Genomic DNA, 14,043 nt, shown 5'->3' with positions numbered 1-14,043 from the left:
AGGGGGCAGCGCTGATGGATATGCGCGCTCCGGCTATTTTGGTGGCGTCTCGTCCGCATGGCGAAACGGCGTCGATTGCACGCCTTCTTACCGAACATCACGGGCTCATTGCGGGTTACGTTGCAGGTGGGCGTGGGCGACAATTGCGTCCGGTGATGATCCCCGGCAATTGCGTCGAAGTGGAACTGCGCGCCAAATCAGATGCGCAATTGCCCTTTGCTCGGGTGGAATTGATTGAAAGTCGCGCGCCTTGGATGACCGAGCCTCTGCCCGCCGCCGCCATTCAGTGGGCGTGCACGTTGACGGTTAGCGTCCTGCCCGAACGCAACCCATACCCTACCATTTACAGCGGTCTCGACGCGCTGCTTACCGCGATTTGCCATGCGCCTTCTGCGCGCGGTTGGCTTTCGGTGATGGTTACATTCGAAGCGATCGTATTGCGCGAATTGGGGTATGGCGGGGCAAAGCCCGATCCAACGGGCGATTTGAATGAACAGTTTGAGGCATTCCGCCAATTGCATCGCCCGATCCGCGACTACTTGCTTGATAGCCACGCCCGCGATGTTATGGCCGCGCGCAAGACGCTGGGCGAGAAACTGGCGCGGATGATTGTTTGAACCGTCACGGTGAGGATACGGCCAATGAAAATCGCAGTTTTGCCCGGTGATGGGATCGGACCAGAGGTAACGCGCGAAGCGGTGAAGGTGCTCGAGGCGGCGGGTCTTGCGGACCTTACCCTTTTCGAAGGGGATGTTGGCGGCATCGCTTATAAAAATCACGGCCATCCATTGCCTGACGAGACATTGACGATGGCGAGAGAGGCCGACGCCATTTTGTTTGGCGCGGTCGGTGATCCATCCTGCGACGCACTGGAACGGTCATTGCGCCCGGAGCAGGCCATTTTGGGCCTGCGCAAAGAATTGGGCCTGTTTGCCAATTTGCGGCCAGCCAAAGTGTACAAAGGGTTGGAGCATCTATCCCCGCTCACCCCGGACATCGCCACCACGCTTGACCTGTTGATCGTAAGAGAGCTGACCGGCGACGTGTATTTTGGCGACAAAGGCGAACGCATTGCCGTCGATGGCAGCCGCGAAGGGTGGGATATGATGTCCTACACCGAAACGGAGGTCCGACGCATCGCTCAGGTCGCCTTTCGCGCTGCGCGATCCGGCGACAGTCCAAAGAAACAGCGCCTGTGCAGTGTCGATAAAGCCAATGTTCTGGAAACCAGTCAAGTATGGCGCGAGACAGTGAAAGACGCCGCCGGCGCGCATCCTGACATCGATCTTAGCCACATGTATGTCGACAACGCCGCGATGCAAATCATCAGCAATCCATCCCAATTTGGGGTTATCCTGACCGGCAATCTGTTCGGCGATATCCTGTCCGATTTGGCCAGCGCCGCGGTCGGTTCGATCGGGCTATTAGCCAGCGCATCCCTGGGCGATCGCCAAACCGCCCATGGCACATACGGTTTGTACGAACCGATCCATGGCAGCGCGCCCGACATCGCCGGACAAGGCAAAGCGAACCCGATGGCGACGATCCTATCGGCGGCAATGATGCTGCGCCATTCCTTTGGTATGGAAACCGAAGCGGCGCGGATTGAGGCGGCGGTGGAGCGGGCCTTGGCCGATGGCATTCGCGGCGCAGATTTGGGCGGCGATCACGGCACTCAGGCCATCGGCGCCGCCGTGCGCGAGAGGCTTTAAGGGCAAGACGTTATGCCGCGGGAACGCTGCTCATTGGAATTGGCGATTGTCCTGCCGACGCTGAATGAACGCGGCAATCTAACACCCTTGGTAGCGCGGATAGAGGCGGCGTTGGGGTCAGAGGGCTGGGAAATCCTGGTGGTCGATGACAACAGCGTGGATGGCACCGCCGATGAAGCGCGCACCCTTGCGCAATCGGATCGCCGGGTTCGGATCATTCAACGCATCGGCAGACGCGGATTGGCGAGCGCCGCGATCGAAGGGTTCTGCGCCACCGCTGCGCCGTATGTGGCAGTGATGGATGCCGATCATCAACATGATCCGGTTTTGTTGCCGGACATGCTGGCGACGTTGAAAGCGTCGGCTGCTCATCAAAACACCAATGCGGATCAGCCGAATATCTGCGTGGCCAGCCGCTTCGCCGAAGGGGCCAGCACCCGCGATTGGGCCGAGCCCAAGCGGGAGAAACTGTCCGGCATGGCCAACGCGGTCGCGCGTCGGATTACCGGCGTCGAATTGACCGATCCGATGAGCGGGTACTTCATGCTCCCCACGGCCACCGCGCGTGCCTTGGTACCGGGCCTTTCGGGTATTGGTTTCAAGATTTTGCTCGACCTGCTTGCCACGTCGAAAACGCCCATGGTGGTCAAAGAATTCCCCCTCAACTTCGCCGCACGGCGCGAAGGGACAAGCAAATTGGACCGCGCCGTTTTGTTCGATTTTCTCGCGGGGGTGTATGACAAGACGCTAGGCCGGGTCATCCCGACGCGGTTTGCCTTGTTCGGCACGGTCGGCGCGTTGGGCGTCCTTGTGCACATGGCGGTGTTGGGCGCGCTTTTGCTTGCGATGGATCAGGAATTTGACGGCGCGTTTTCGGTGGCTCAGGGTCTCGCCGTGTTGAGCGCGATGAGCTTCAATTTCTGGCTCAACAATTGGCTCACTTACCGGGACAAACGGCTTAAAGGGTTGGGGAATGTTATCCGCGGGTGGGCTGGGTTCTGCTTAACCTGTGCGGTCGGCGGCTTTGCCAATGTGGCCGTCGCGACCTTGTTGCAAAACGAGGGGCTGTATTGGGCTTTCGCCGCCTTGGCCGGCATATTGATCGGGTCGGTTTGGAATTTTGCCCTATCCAGCCGGTTCGTTTGGGGTCGTTTCTGATGCTTGAGCGGATTGCCCCTGATTTAGGGTAACGGTGCTGGCCACGCATTCTTGGTTGGGCTTATCCGATCTTAGCGCGCGCATGATGCGGGGCATCATCCGGGTCACCAATTGATCTTGTGTTTGCGTTAGGTCGTGTCTGGTGGCGAATTCGCAGCGGATGAAACGCCCGCTGGCATCCACCGCGCACACGTAATCAACGGCCAAGGGTTGAGGTAAAACCCGATCGGGGTGGCTGGGATAAGCGCGGAACAAAGCATTTTCATCCACATGGATTTGACCCAAGGGAGGAGGGCAATTGAAGCGGTCATCCGCATCGATAGAGGCGATAGCGACCAATGAAAGCCAAACAATTTTCGCAAACATTGGCGCGTTTTACCGCCAGCCTGCGATCCAAGTCCAATCCGAAAAGCTCATCGGACCGGCCAATGGCGCGGCGGTCAAGATATTGAAGAACACCGCGAACATCACCGCGCTGATCCCCAACACACCATAGGCGATCGTTCGGCGACCGCTGCGATACAAATCGCTTAACGAAACGGCCAGCGCCGCCAAAAGGAACATGCTGGGCATCATGTAGTGGTAATAAAATTGCACCGGTTTGGGCGCGATCAACCAAAGGCCGAGGCTGGCCCCGTACCCGACCACGACCGCGATCTTTGTCCAATCGCCACGATACACGCCGATAACCAAACACCATGCCAAGGCGGGCAATCCCAACAGCATTGTCACCGGATTGCCGATCAACAGAACTCCGCGCTGTGCCCCGTCGGAAAACTCATAGTGGTACCAAATACCGCGAGTGTTCGTGACCCATTGCGGCCAAGTGCTTTGATATGTGTGCGGCGCGAGGACCTGACGTTGAAGGTCCAGCATTTCGACATGCAGTCCGATCATTCCATTTTCGGCCAAGGGGGACGCATTGAACGCGGTGCCCAGCCAGTATCCTGGAACAAAGGTGATCGCGTAGACCATCAAAGGAACGACACCGAGCCAAAGGAACGCTTCGGCCAAGCTGATCCCGGGGACGGGAATGCCGCGACGGCTCATCAACAATCGGCGGCGACCAGCAGATAAGCGCGCGGCGAAAAAGGTGAGGCCAAACGCCATAGCCAAGGGCACGGCGTTCCATTTCGCCCCCAGCGCGCATCCAATTGCTATCCCTGTCAGGGCAAGGCGCAACCGACCGCGTTCCGGTTCCCGAATGGCGGTGGCAAATTGCCAAGCGGCCAGGGCAAGAAACGCCGCCATGAAAATATCCAGCATCGCAATGCGCGCGTGAACGAAAAGGTGAAATCCCGTCGTCAACAACACACCAAAGGCGATGACTGCAAACCGATCATAGCTTGTTTGCCATAAGGCCCGCATCGCAGCGCCAATCGTCACCGTGCCCGCAATCAAGGGCATGATCCGCCAACCCAGTGGATTGTCGCCGAACATATAAATGCCCAACGCGATCAACTCCTTGCCCAACAAGGGATGTTCGCGGTTTACATGTGCGCTCGAATATCCCTCCCACATTGACAGGAATTGCCGCGCGGCGGGGAGGTAATGAACCTCATCAAAGAACGGCGCACTGGGCGTGGTCAGACGAATGCTGGCCAAAAGCGCGAACAAAGCGGGGATTGCGAGGCACCAAACCCACGGATCTCGTGGTGTGAGGCTCGGTGTCAAAGCGTGATCAACCGCGTTTTGTACCGTGGTGCTTGAAACTGGGGGAGCAGAATGTGGCATCGGGCACCAGCGATTACGCGGGCGCCCGATGCGGAGCAAGAGCTTTGGGAGCCAATCGGCCCCGGGGCGTTAGGTCGCGCTCTGTCGCGCGGTGTCGTGAACCTGTTTATGCCTTGGTCTTGGCCGGACCACCGGCCGCGCCCGATGCGGTGTCCGACCCTTTGGCCGACGATGCTTGGGTTGCGGCAGCATTTTCTAGCCAGAACAAGCGAGCGCACATGGCCAACAAACCGATGCTGGCGGTCGATACAACAAACAGCGCCCAAAGCGGGACGATCATGCCGACTTTGTTTGCGCGTGGGACGATAAAGAACAACGCGATTCCCGCGGCCAACAACAGGTCCCACCATACTTGAACACCCCACATATTGGTTGTGTGGTTGGTCCAGACCAAAATCACGCCTTCTTGGTAGATGGTCGCGGCGGAGTAGGTGGCAAATCCGGCAGACAGAGCCGCGGCAAGGGCAGGGCTGCCGATTTCATTGCGGCTGGCGACGATATACACCGCGACAAATGCGACAATCGCAAACCCAGTTGCGGCGAGGATTTCTAAGGCAGACATGAGGAATACTCTCCCGTTATGTAGCGGTCGCTACGTTTTCTGCTTGGGCTTGTAGCGTTACGTAGCACTCGCTACAAGCCCCTCATGTTGAAAATCGTTTCACCGGCGGCGGATGCAAAGCGAACTCTATCAAAAGAAACGCTTTTGCCGCTTTTGGCGGCGCATGTCCTGCATCATGGTTTGGCGGGGGCCAGTCTAAGGGTGTTGGCAAAGGCGGCCGACACCAGCGATCGGATGTTGATCTATCATTTTGGCAACAAACAGAATTTGATCACCGATCTGTTGCGATACTTGGCCGATCAATACGCCCAATCTCTTGCATCGGGGATGGGAGATGATCGGGCGAGAACCCGGCAAGAATGCGTTGCGCGGATTTTGGCGCAGGGTCGCGAAGAGACTATGCAACCGTTCCTGATCCTTTGGTGGGAAATTGTTGCGGGGGCATCGCGCGGCGTCGTGGGGTACAAGGATGCGGCCCATGCCATGATGGCTCAATTGTTGTTGTGGTTGGAAGGTCAGATGCCCGATGACGATCCCGATCCGGTTGGCGGCGCGCGCTATCTGTTGACCTTGATAGAGGGCAGTTTGATGCTGAATGCGATCGGACACACCCGGACCGCGCGCGCCGGCTTGTTGGCATCCGGCTTGGACGAATGAAGGCAATGGCGCCAATTTTGCCCGCCTTTCGTCTTGCTGCATTGGGGGCACGCACCTAAGGCTTGCGCCTATGAAGAAGACCACTGGAATGAACCGCGCCATCACCCAAAAATGGCGCCCCGCCACTCAAGCTGTGCGCGGGGGCACTTGGCGTAGCGAACATGGCGAGACGAGCGAGGCAATGTTCCTCACGTCGGGCTACACTTATGACGACGCCCAAACGGTGGCGGATCGGTTTGCCGGTGACGCACAGGGCATGACCTATTCGCGGCTTCAAAACCCAACCGTGGCTATGTTGGAAGAACGCATTGCCTTGCTCGAAGGGGCCGAAAGTTGTCGCGCGCAGGCGAGCGGTATGGCGGCCATGACCGCATCATTGCTGTGTCAATTGTCGGCGGGCGACCATTGCGTTGCGGCGCGGGCCGCATTTGGATCGTGCCGTTGGTTGGTGGACAATTTGCTCCCTCGGTTTGGGATCGAAACAACGATCATCGACAGCGCGGACAACGCCCAATGGGAATCCGCGATCAAGCCAAACACTAAGGTGTTTTTCTTCGAGACTCCGGCCAATCCGACCTTGGACATCGTCGATCTTCAATTTGTCTGCGATTTGGCGCGGGCGCATGGGATCACCACAGTCGTGGACAACGCCTTTGCTTCGCCCGCATTGCAACGTCCCATGGAATTTGGCGCGGATGTTGTGGCTTATTCTGCGACAAAGCTGATGGATGGTCAGGGCCGCGTTTTGGCCGGAGCGATCTGCGCGAGCGAGGAATGGATCAACGAAACGCTGATGCCGTTTCAACGCAACACCGGGCCGACCATCGCCGCGTTCAATGCGTGGGTGGTGCACAAAGGGTTGGAGACCCTGTCGCTGCGCGCGCATCAACAAAGCCGCAATGCCGTGGCGTTGGGTGAACATTTGGAAGAACGCGTCATCAAAGCGGGCGGCCACATGCGTCATCCCGGATTGGTTAGCCATCCCCGTCATGACATCGCGACCGCACAAATGGATGCGACAGGGCCAATTTTTGCCTTTGATGTGAACACACGCGAACGCGCCTTTGCGGTTCTAGATGCATTGGAATTGATCGATATTTCGAACAATATCGGCGATGCCCGCAGTTTGATGTGTCACCCCGCCAGCACAACGCACGCCAACATGACCGACGTTGCGCGCGACGCGATGGGCGTGAGCGAAGGGCTGTTGCGGATCAATGTCGGATTGGAAGACATTGCCGATTTGGTCGAGGATATGGACAAGGCATTGGACGCTGCGGAGATGTAATCCGGCCCGAAAGCCCCGAAAGATCGCCCAATGCAAAAAACCGAAGCAGCGGGCTTTCGCCCACCACCCCGGTTTCTAAGCACATCATCCCTTACAACCATCGCGGTGCAGCGTTGGTTGAAGAACCTAGACGGTTCCGGGATTTTTTGGAACGACTAGCAGATGTCATCTTTGCCGATGACACGTTCGGTACTGAAGCAATTGCACTAACAAAGCCGGTTGGAACGATGTTAATGCCGCATTTACCCCGATTGCGGGTTTTTGCGTTTTGACCAACACTGGATTGAACGCGGCGGGATTTGGGCAACAATGCCCCGCCGAAATGAACAAAAATCAGCCGTGCAGTTGTGCGCTGCACCATGTTTGTATAACCGCGCCCCATATCTGCTGCGCTTTGAGTTGCAATTGTGCGCCGCGCTCACCCAGAATTTGGAACGATTTTCGTATGACAACGACCTCTACACTTGCGGAAACGTTCAAGCGCGATTGGTTCGCGCAACCGCGCGCCGATATTTTGGCCGGTATTGTGGTGGCGCTGGCCCTGATCCCAGAGGCGATTGGCTTTGCGTTGATCGCGGGCGTTGATCCATCCGTTGGCCTCTATGCCAGTGTTGCTATTGCCATGGTTATTGCATTGACCGGTGGACGCCCGGGAATGATCTCTGCTGCGACCGCGGCGGTAGCGGTGGTTGTTATCCCATTGGTGCGCGATCACGGTGTCGAATATCTTTTTGCGGCGACCATCCTGATGGGCGTCTTCCAGGGGATCGCTGCGGTCCTGCGGCTCGACCTGTTGATGCAATTCGTCAGCCGCTCGGTCATCACCGGCTTCGTCAACGCGCTCGCAATCTTGATTTTCATGGCGCAGATCCCGCAATTGTGGCCGGGCAATGACGGCGTGGGACCGTGGACATGGGCGATGGTCGTGATTGGATTGGCCATCATCTATGGCTTTCCCCGACTGAACAAAACAATTCCAAGCCCGCTTGTCGCGATCATCCTGCTAACGGCGGCGACAATGTGGTGGGGCTTGCCTGTCAACAATGTCGCAGGTGAAGGCACATTGCCTGACGGCCTGCCAAGCTTCGCATTGCCGGATGTTCCTTTGACGTGGGAAACGCTGCAAATCATCGCTCCGTATTCTTTGACCATGGCCGCCGTCGGATTGTTGGAGAGTCTTTTGACGGCGCAGATCGTCGACGACATGACTCACACCGAAAGCGACAAGCAACGCGAAAGTGGCGGCCAAGGGATCGCCAATATTGTGGCGGCGTGTTTTGGTGGCATGGGCGGTTGTGCGATGATCGGACAATCGGTGATCAACGTTGCATCGGGCGGTCGGGGACGATTGTCGACCTTCACGGCCGGCGCATTCTTGTTGTTCCTACTCACCGTGCTGGGCTCATATGTGGGGCAAGTCCCGATGCCAGCATTGGTTGCGGTGATGATTATGGTCAGCATCGGAACATTCAGCTGGAATTCCATCCCGAATTTGCGCCGTCATCCACCGACCAGTTCGGTTGTGATGATTGCGACCGTCTTGGTCGTGGTTTGGACACACGATTTGGCCATGGGTGTTTTGATCGGCGTCCTGCTTTCCGGCATCTTCTTCGCGAACAAGGTCCGCAACCTTTTCGAAGTGGAGCGCGTCCGCCGCCCGCACAGCGCGGTCTATGTTGTCACCGGTGAAATCTTCTTCGCCAGCGTGGACAAATTCATCGCTAAACTGGGCCCGGAAAGCCAATATGAAGACGCCGCGCACCATGTGGTGATCGACGTGTCAAAGGCGCATTTCTGGGACATTTCTGCGATTGGCGCGCTAGAAAAGGTCGTGGATCGGATGCGGCGCAATGGCCGTCACACTCGGATCGTCGGCCTTAACGCCGCAAGCGCCGATCTGTTCGACAAATTCGCTTTGGAAGACCGCACCGGTTTGGAAAGCGGGCTGTTGCCCCACTGATCGACGGTGTGCCCCAAGGGGCTACACGGTTGCAGCGGGTGTTGTTCGGCGAACGTTGGATCGCGGGCGGGCTTGTGCGTCTTTTGCGGATATGCGACCGCGTTTTTCAAATATTGAAGGAGAGCAGACACCATGGCCAATCGCATTGAACTGATTTTCGATTTTGTCAGTCCGAACGCTTATTTCATTTGGGGTCCGCTGCGGGATGTTGTCGCGCGCACAGGGGCAGGGTTGGATATCACGCCCGTTTTTCTGGGTGGCATGCACAAATTGACCGGCAATGCTCCGCCCATGATCCGCGACGCGGATGTGAAGGGCAAAGTTGAATATTCGATGCTGGAGATTCAGCGTTTTATCGCCAAACACAACCTCACCAAATACAAGATGCATCCGCAATTCCCGTTCAATTCGATCACGCTACAACGGATGTTGTTCGCCGCCGATCAAGACGGGCGGGCGGTGCAATTTGTTGATGGTATGCTGCCTGCAATTTGGGAACACAGCCTGGATTTCACCGACACAGAAGCGTTCGGCGCGGCGCTCACCGCTGCGGGCTTTGATCCGGCGGATTTGATCGCCCGGATACAAACCGACGAAGTGAAACAAGGCCTCGTAAAGAACACCGATCACGCCGTTGCTCGCGGTGCGTTTGGCATCCCGACTATGTTCACGGGGCCAAAAGACGGCGCGACAGAAATGTTCTTTGGCAAAGAACGTTTGGCGCAAATCGAAGAAGAATTGTCCAAGGGGTGATTTAAATTCCGACTAGGCTTCCCTTTTTTTCTGTACTTCATAGACTTCACTGAGAAGTGATTCTGCAATCATTGCGAGAATTCTACTGAGGTCACTATGAAATTTGCGATTGGGGTTGCGCTTTTTCTTGCTTGGGTTGGTGCGCCGGTGTCGGCGCAAAACATGCAAGCCACTCAGGTCTCCGAACCGTCGGTGACCCGCTTAGCCGATCTTGATCTTGCGGTTGAGGGTGAACGTCCTGCCGCCATCCCTACTGAACATTTCGCCAATCGCAGCGCCTATCGCAGGTTTTCGGTGTCACCCGATGGCGCTCATATTGCCATAAAGCGTGTTGTCGATGGTGAGACGGCGCTGTTGCTAATCGACGCAGCATCGCAGCAGCCGCTAAAGGTTTACAAGCTTGGCGAAGATCAACGGCTCGATTGGTTCCGCTGGGCAGGCAATGAAAAGCTTATCACCTCGATTTCGGCTTTGGGCGACTATTACGGGCTGCCTGTTCGGAAAAATCGCCTGTTTGTGCGCAATATTGCAAACAATGCGACATGGATGCTGGAGGTTGATGACGACCTCCTAAATGGCGGCGATTTGGTTCACGTTGCGGAAGATGGTGCATTTGCGTTGATCGCGGTTCAGCGCAATCAGCGGAGCCAATTGTCTGTATACCGCTATGACCTGCTTCCGGGTGCTGAGCGGGTTCGCGTGGTCGATGCCCAACGCGCTATTTCGAATTGGTACGCGGACACAAGCGGGACCGTGAGATTGGGAATTGCGTGGCGGAACGGCCGCCAACGCATCTATTATCGTTCGGCCGACGGCGATGACTTTGAACTGGCTGATGTTTGGGAGCCCGGCGACGATGACACCCGTTATTGGAACGTCATCCAAATAAACGAGGATAGCGATCAGGGGTATGTCCTCGAAGAAAACAGCGATGGACGCGTTGGGGTAAGGTTGTTCGACTACAGCACTGGCGACGTGGTCGAGACTTTTTATGAGCACCCCCAATGGGATATAGATCGGCTATGGTTGGATCGAGATGGCAGCCCGTTCGCCGCATTCTTCACGGACGATCGAGAGCAAATCCATTGGTTCAATGAAGAAATGGGTGCCCTTTACCAAGAGCTCAAAAATGCCCTCGATATGGAGCAGTTGATCATCGTCTCCCGGTCGCGCAACAACGAACGGATTTTGGTGTGGGGCGGCAGCGAGGCTGATCCGGGGGCACTCTATGTTTTTTCCACCGAAGATCTTACCCTCGACTTGCTCGGTGATTACCGACCAGAGCTCGACTTTGAACAGCTCGTTCGCCCTGTGCCCGTCCGCTATCAAGCGCGCGATGGGCTGTTGATTTCGGCCTATCTTACGGTCCCTCGCGGAGTTGAACCACGCGATTTGCCGTTGATTGTCATGCCGCATGGCGGCCCGTTCGGGGTGCGCGACGAATTGACCTACAACGATGAGGTCCAATTGCTCGCCAATCGCGGATACGCTGTTCTGCAACCCAATTTTCGCGGCAGCGGCGGCTATGGAAAGGCTTTCTATGATGCGGGGCGGGGTCAAGTTGGACGCGGAATGCAAGACGACATCGATGATGCAATGGATTGGGCCGTTGACGTAGGGATCGCCGATGCAAACAGAGTTTGCGTCGTTGGTGGCTCATACGGCGGCTTTGCTGCTTTGTGGGCCGTGTTGCGAAATCCTGAGCGGTATCGATGCGCTGCCAGTTGGGCAGGGGTCACCAATTGGGACCGAATGTTGAGCTATGACCGCCGCTATCTTGGACGCGAAGCAGCGCTTGATCTGCGCGAACGAGAGGAGGGCGACGTTGACGACCTCGATGATTTCTCACCTGTCAATCACGCTTCTTCACTCAATCGACCTGTCTTGTTGGCACATGGCAGCGAGGACCGCAGAGTGCCGGTTTCGCAGTATCGAATGTTCCGCGATGCGACCACTGCCTCGCCAGTGCCGCCGCGCACATTGTTGATTGATGGCGAAGGGCACAGTTTTTCAGAGCAAGAGAATGAGCAAAAGTGGTACGACACGCTCTTGGAATTTTTGGCCGAGCACAATCCTTCTGACTTGCCTCCTGCGTCGTCAGGGGGGGGTAAGTGATCTAACTCCTTAAGCTGATCGCCCGGCTGATAGGCGGGCAATTGCCACAATCAGCCAACTTGAACGGGGATTGGGATTTAAATCCCCATCCCCTCTTGTCGGTCCGAGCAGAATTGCTACCTTATGCGCGCTATGAAAGAGCTGTTCCAACACGCCGCAGTCACCGACGGGATCACCGTGCGGGTGGCCGTCAACTTCCTGCCCGAACAATCGCATCCTGAGGCGGGGAAGTGGTTTTGGGTGTATCACATCCGCATTGAAAATGGGTCGCACGAACAGGTGCAATTGCGCACGCGCCATTGGCGGATCACCGATGCACGCGGCATGGTGAACCATGTCGATGGCGAAGGTGTTGTGGGCGAACAACCCAAATTGGCTCCGGGTGAAAGCCACGATTACGTGTCAGGCTGTCCATTGACGACGCCAAACGGATCGATGGAAGGGTTCTACACTTTCGACAAAGAGGACGGATCTCCCCTAGAGGTGCGGATCCCATTCTTTCCTCTTGCCGCGCCCGAAACGGCGGATGGCGGACCTGCCTGATCGCGGGCGCTACGGACAATGAAACGCACGCATCTCCCTTTGAACGCTCTGCGTGTTTATGACGCAGCGGCCCGGCATTTGTCGTTTACGCGCGCTGCGGATGAGCTGGCGGTTACGCCGGCGGCTGTGGGCCAACAAATCCGCGCGTTGGAAGATCATTTGGGCGTCGTTCTATTTCGCCGCACATCCAAAGGTCTCGAATTGACGCCTGAAGGCTGTGCTGGCCTTGATGCATTGCGCGAAGGGTTCTTGCGTTTCGAAGAGAGCGTCGCCGCAATGCAGGCTGGCCAAGCTTCGGATCGTTACACAATCGCCGCGCCGCGCGAATTCTATGCTGAATGGCTCGCCCCCAGATTGGCGACGTTTCAGGCGGGCACGCCCGGCGTTGTCTATTCAATTGTCGCCGACGAGGCCGCTGATTTCACCGAGGCGAACCTCGATATGGCGATCCGCCTTGTCGATGGGCCGGGTGAATTGGAAGGCGTCCAACTCGCGGCGGCTCAGCGTGTGACCGTACAGGCCGATGGCGCCCGCGATGCGTGGATCGATTGGCCCGGTGCGGCGCTGCCCGATGGTGTGTTGCCATGCATCAAAGCGGGCAGTCCGGGACAGGCTTTGTCCAGCGCGCTTGCCGGGATGGGGCGCACTGTCCTGCCATTGCCGCTCGTCGAAGGCGCGTTGGAACGCGGCCAGCTCACTCAGCTTGAAACGCCAGCCGAAAGCCTGCGTTCCTATTGGTTGCTCGCGCCGACACCGCAATGGCGCAGCAAGAAGGTCAAAGCCTTGGTCGCCTATCTGACCGAGGGCGATGCCAAACCCTCGTGACCGTCGCGACGATCACCACGGCGCGTTTCACCATGCGACCTTTGCGCAAAGGCGATGCCGCGGCGTTGTTCCCGACATTGGGCGATCCGGCGCAATGCCAATATTTGACCAGACCCGCCTTCACCTCAGTTGAGGAATTGTGGGACTGGCTCTCCGATCCCGATTGGCCGGGGCAATCTTGGATTGCGGAACACCGTGATGGCCCGTTGGCTGGGCAAGTTGTGGGCCGATTTGTGTGTTACACCGCGCACCAAGAGGGCGTTGAGGAAACGGGCTATATCGTCTGCTCCGATGCTCAAGGGCAGGGGGCGGCTAAGGAGTGCACCACCGCCTTGATCGCGCATCGGTTCGAACACGGTGTGCGCAAGATCATCGCCGAAGTCGACACGCGCAACGTCCCATCCATTGGCCTACTCGAAGCCATGGGCTTCACGCGAGAGGGGCACTTTCGCGAGCATGAGACGACGCATATCGGCATGTGCGATGTGTATTGGTACGGCCTGCTCAAGGGCGATTGGGCAAAGCGTTGATGGCCGAACTCGGGCAGCGCAGCTGACCGCAAGCCCGACTGGGCGCCCGTAGCGCTCTGCGCGCAGGATAGCCTAAGCGAACGGATGTGAGCGCCGGCGCCTGAGGCCCGACGAATAGCGAGACATGGACCGCATGTTACACGGTCCAAGGGGTGAAAAGTGGTGCTCCCAATGCGCTGAATTTGCGGTGTTTTAGACATGCGCAG

The 14,043-nt window shown here is 57.4% G+C and carries 14 protein-coding genes; 11 read left to right on the top strand and 3 right to left on the bottom strand.

Annotation, left to right across the window (positions count from 1 at the left end; translation table 11 throughout):
• Positions 1 to 14: 14 nt before the first annotated feature.
• The 3 genes from recO to BQ8290_RS03935 are packed head-to-tail and all read left to right on the top strand — an operon-like array spanning position 15 to position 2,870.
• Positions 15 to 617: a recombination protein O N-terminal domain-containing protein gene (gene recO, locus BQ8290_RS03945; RefSeq protein WP_108787822.1), complete on the top strand. Its 603-nt coding sequence runs from the start codon at positions 15 to 17 to the stop codon at positions 615 to 617.
• A 24-nt stretch (positions 618 to 641) separates the two neighbouring features.
• Complete coding sequence (gene leuB / locus BQ8290_RS03940; RefSeq protein ID WP_108787820.1) at positions 642 to 1,712, top strand: 3-isopropylmalate dehydrogenase; 1,071 nt, start codon at positions 642 to 644, stop codon at positions 1,710 to 1,712.
• A gap of 12 nt (positions 1,713 to 1,724) precedes the next feature.
• Positions 1,725 to 2,870 (top strand): glycosyltransferase, encoded by a 1,146-nt coding sequence (locus BQ8290_RS03935; RefSeq protein WP_108787818.1) that lies wholly within the window; start codon positions 1,725 to 1,727, stop codon positions 2,868 to 2,870.
• On the opposite strand, the gene BQ8290_RS03930 is transcribed toward BQ8290_RS03935, so the two are convergent.
• The 3 genes from BQ8290_RS03930 to BQ8290_RS03920 form a co-directional block, all read right to left on the bottom strand.
• Entirely contained in the window at positions 2,838 to 3,236 is a 399-nt protein-coding gene (locus BQ8290_RS03930) for a hypothetical protein (protein ID WP_108787816.1), read from the bottom strand. The genes BQ8290_RS03935 and BQ8290_RS03930 overlap by 33 nt on opposite strands.
• A 9-nt stretch (positions 3,237 to 3,245) precedes the next feature.
• Complete coding sequence (locus BQ8290_RS03925) at positions 3,246 to 4,604, bottom strand: phospholipid carrier-dependent glycosyltransferase (protein ID WP_108787814.1); 1,359 nt, start codon at positions 4,602 to 4,604, stop codon at positions 3,246 to 3,248.
• 106 nt (positions 4,605 to 4,710) lie between these two features.
• Complete coding sequence (locus BQ8290_RS03920) at positions 4,711 to 5,166, bottom strand: hypothetical protein (protein WP_108787812.1); 456 nt, start codon at positions 5,164 to 5,166, stop codon at positions 4,711 to 4,713.
• A gap of 84 nt (positions 5,167 to 5,250) precedes the next feature.
• Here BQ8290_RS03920 and BQ8290_RS03915 point away from each other — a divergent pair, with 84 nt between their 5' ends.
• From BQ8290_RS03915 to BQ8290_RS03875, 8 genes are all read left to right on the top strand, one after another.
• Positions 5,251 to 5,823 carry a TetR family transcriptional regulator gene (locus BQ8290_RS03915; protein WP_108787810.1) on the top strand — a complete coding sequence of 191 codons (573 nt, stop codon included), beginning with the start codon at positions 5,251 to 5,253 and terminating at the stop codon, positions 5,821 to 5,823.
• A 70-nt stretch (positions 5,824 to 5,893) separates the two neighbouring features.
• Positions 5,894 to 7,111, top strand: a complete 1,218-nt coding sequence (locus tag BQ8290_RS03910) for an aminotransferase class I/II-fold pyridoxal phosphate-dependent enzyme (protein WP_108787808.1) — start codon at positions 5,894 to 5,896, stop codon at positions 7,109 to 7,111.
• A gap of 445 nt (positions 7,112 to 7,556) precedes the next feature.
• Positions 7,557 to 9,071, top strand: a complete 1,515-nt coding sequence (locus tag BQ8290_RS03900) for a SulP family inorganic anion transporter (protein ID WP_108787804.1) — start codon at positions 7,557 to 7,559, stop codon at positions 9,069 to 9,071.
• A gap of 132 nt (positions 9,072 to 9,203) precedes the next feature.
• Complete coding sequence (locus BQ8290_RS03895; protein WP_108787802.1) at positions 9,204 to 9,824, top strand: DsbA family protein; 621 nt, start codon at positions 9,204 to 9,206, stop codon at positions 9,822 to 9,824.
• A gap of 96 nt (positions 9,825 to 9,920) precedes the next feature.
• Complete coding sequence (locus BQ8290_RS03890; RefSeq protein WP_108787800.1) at positions 9,921 to 11,939, top strand: alpha/beta fold hydrolase; 2,019 nt, start codon at positions 9,921 to 9,923, stop codon at positions 11,937 to 11,939.
• A 132-nt stretch (positions 11,940 to 12,071) separates the two neighbouring features.
• Positions 12,072 to 12,482 carry a Co2+/Mg2+ efflux protein ApaG gene (apaG, locus tag BQ8290_RS03885; RefSeq protein ID WP_108787798.1) on the top strand — a complete coding sequence of 137 codons (411 nt, stop codon included), beginning with the start codon at positions 12,072 to 12,074 and terminating at the stop codon, positions 12,480 to 12,482.
• An 18-nt stretch (positions 12,483 to 12,500) separates the two neighbouring features.
• Entirely contained in the window at positions 12,501 to 13,307 is an 807-nt protein-coding gene (locus tag BQ8290_RS03880; protein WP_108787796.1) for a LysR family transcriptional regulator, read from the top strand.
• Positions 13,304 to 13,837: a GNAT family N-acetyltransferase gene (locus BQ8290_RS03875; RefSeq protein WP_337660979.1), complete on the top strand. Its 534-nt coding sequence runs from the start codon at positions 13,304 to 13,306 to the stop codon at positions 13,835 to 13,837. The genes BQ8290_RS03880 and BQ8290_RS03875 overlap by 4 nt, the downstream gene beginning before the upstream one ends.
• The last annotated feature ends 206 nt before the right edge of the window (positions 13,838 to 14,043 follow it).

Origin of the sequence: Erythrobacter sp. Alg231-14 (assembly GCF_900149685.1) — a bacterium.
GTDB lineage: Bacteria > Pseudomonadota > Alphaproteobacteria > Sphingomonadales > Sphingomonadaceae > Erythrobacter.
This window is presented reverse-complemented; position numbering and strand designations above follow the sequence as displayed.

Coding starts and splice junctions, on each gene's coding strand:
- BQ8290_RS03920 (WP_108787812.1), bottom strand. CDS start 5,166: ATGTCTGCCTTAGAAATCCTCGCCGCAACTGGGTTTGCGATTGTCGCA.
- BQ8290_RS03895 (WP_108787802.1), top strand. CDS start 9,204: ATGGCCAATCGCATTGAACTGATTTTCGATTTTGTCAGTCCGAACGCT.
- BQ8290_RS03890 (WP_108787800.1), top strand. CDS start 9,921: ATGAAATTTGCGATTGGGGTTGCGCTTTTTCTTGCTTGGGTTGGTGCG.
- BQ8290_RS03900 (WP_108787804.1), top strand. CDS start 7,557: ATGACAACGACCTCTACACTTGCGGAAACGTTCAAGCGCGATTGGTTC.
- BQ8290_RS03880 (WP_108787796.1), top strand. CDS start 12,501: ATGAAACGCACGCATCTCCCTTTGAACGCTCTGCGTGTTTATGACGCA.
- apaG (WP_108787798.1), top strand. CDS start 12,072: ATGAAAGAGCTGTTCCAACACGCCGCAGTCACCGACGGGATCACCGTG.
- BQ8290_RS03910 (WP_108787808.1), top strand. CDS start 5,894: ATGAAGAAGACCACTGGAATGAACCGCGCCATCACCCAAAAATGGCGC.
- BQ8290_RS03915 (WP_108787810.1), top strand. CDS start 5,251: ATGTTGAAAATCGTTTCACCGGCGGCGGATGCAAAGCGAACTCTATCA.
- BQ8290_RS03935 (WP_108787818.1), top strand. CDS start 1,725: ATGCCGCGGGAACGCTGCTCATTGGAATTGGCGATTGTCCTGCCGACG.
- BQ8290_RS03930 (WP_108787816.1), bottom strand. CDS start 3,236: ATGTTTGCGAAAATTGTTTGGCTTTCATTGGTCGCTATCGCCTCTATC.
- recO (WP_108787822.1), top strand. CDS start 15: ATGGATATGCGCGCTCCGGCTATTTTGGTGGCGTCTCGTCCGCATGGC.
- leuB (WP_108787820.1), top strand. CDS start 642: ATGAAAATCGCAGTTTTGCCCGGTGATGGGATCGGACCAGAGGTAACG.
- BQ8290_RS03925 (WP_108787814.1), bottom strand. CDS start 4,604: ATGCCACATTCTGCTCCCCCAGTTTCAAGCACCACGGTACAAAACGCG.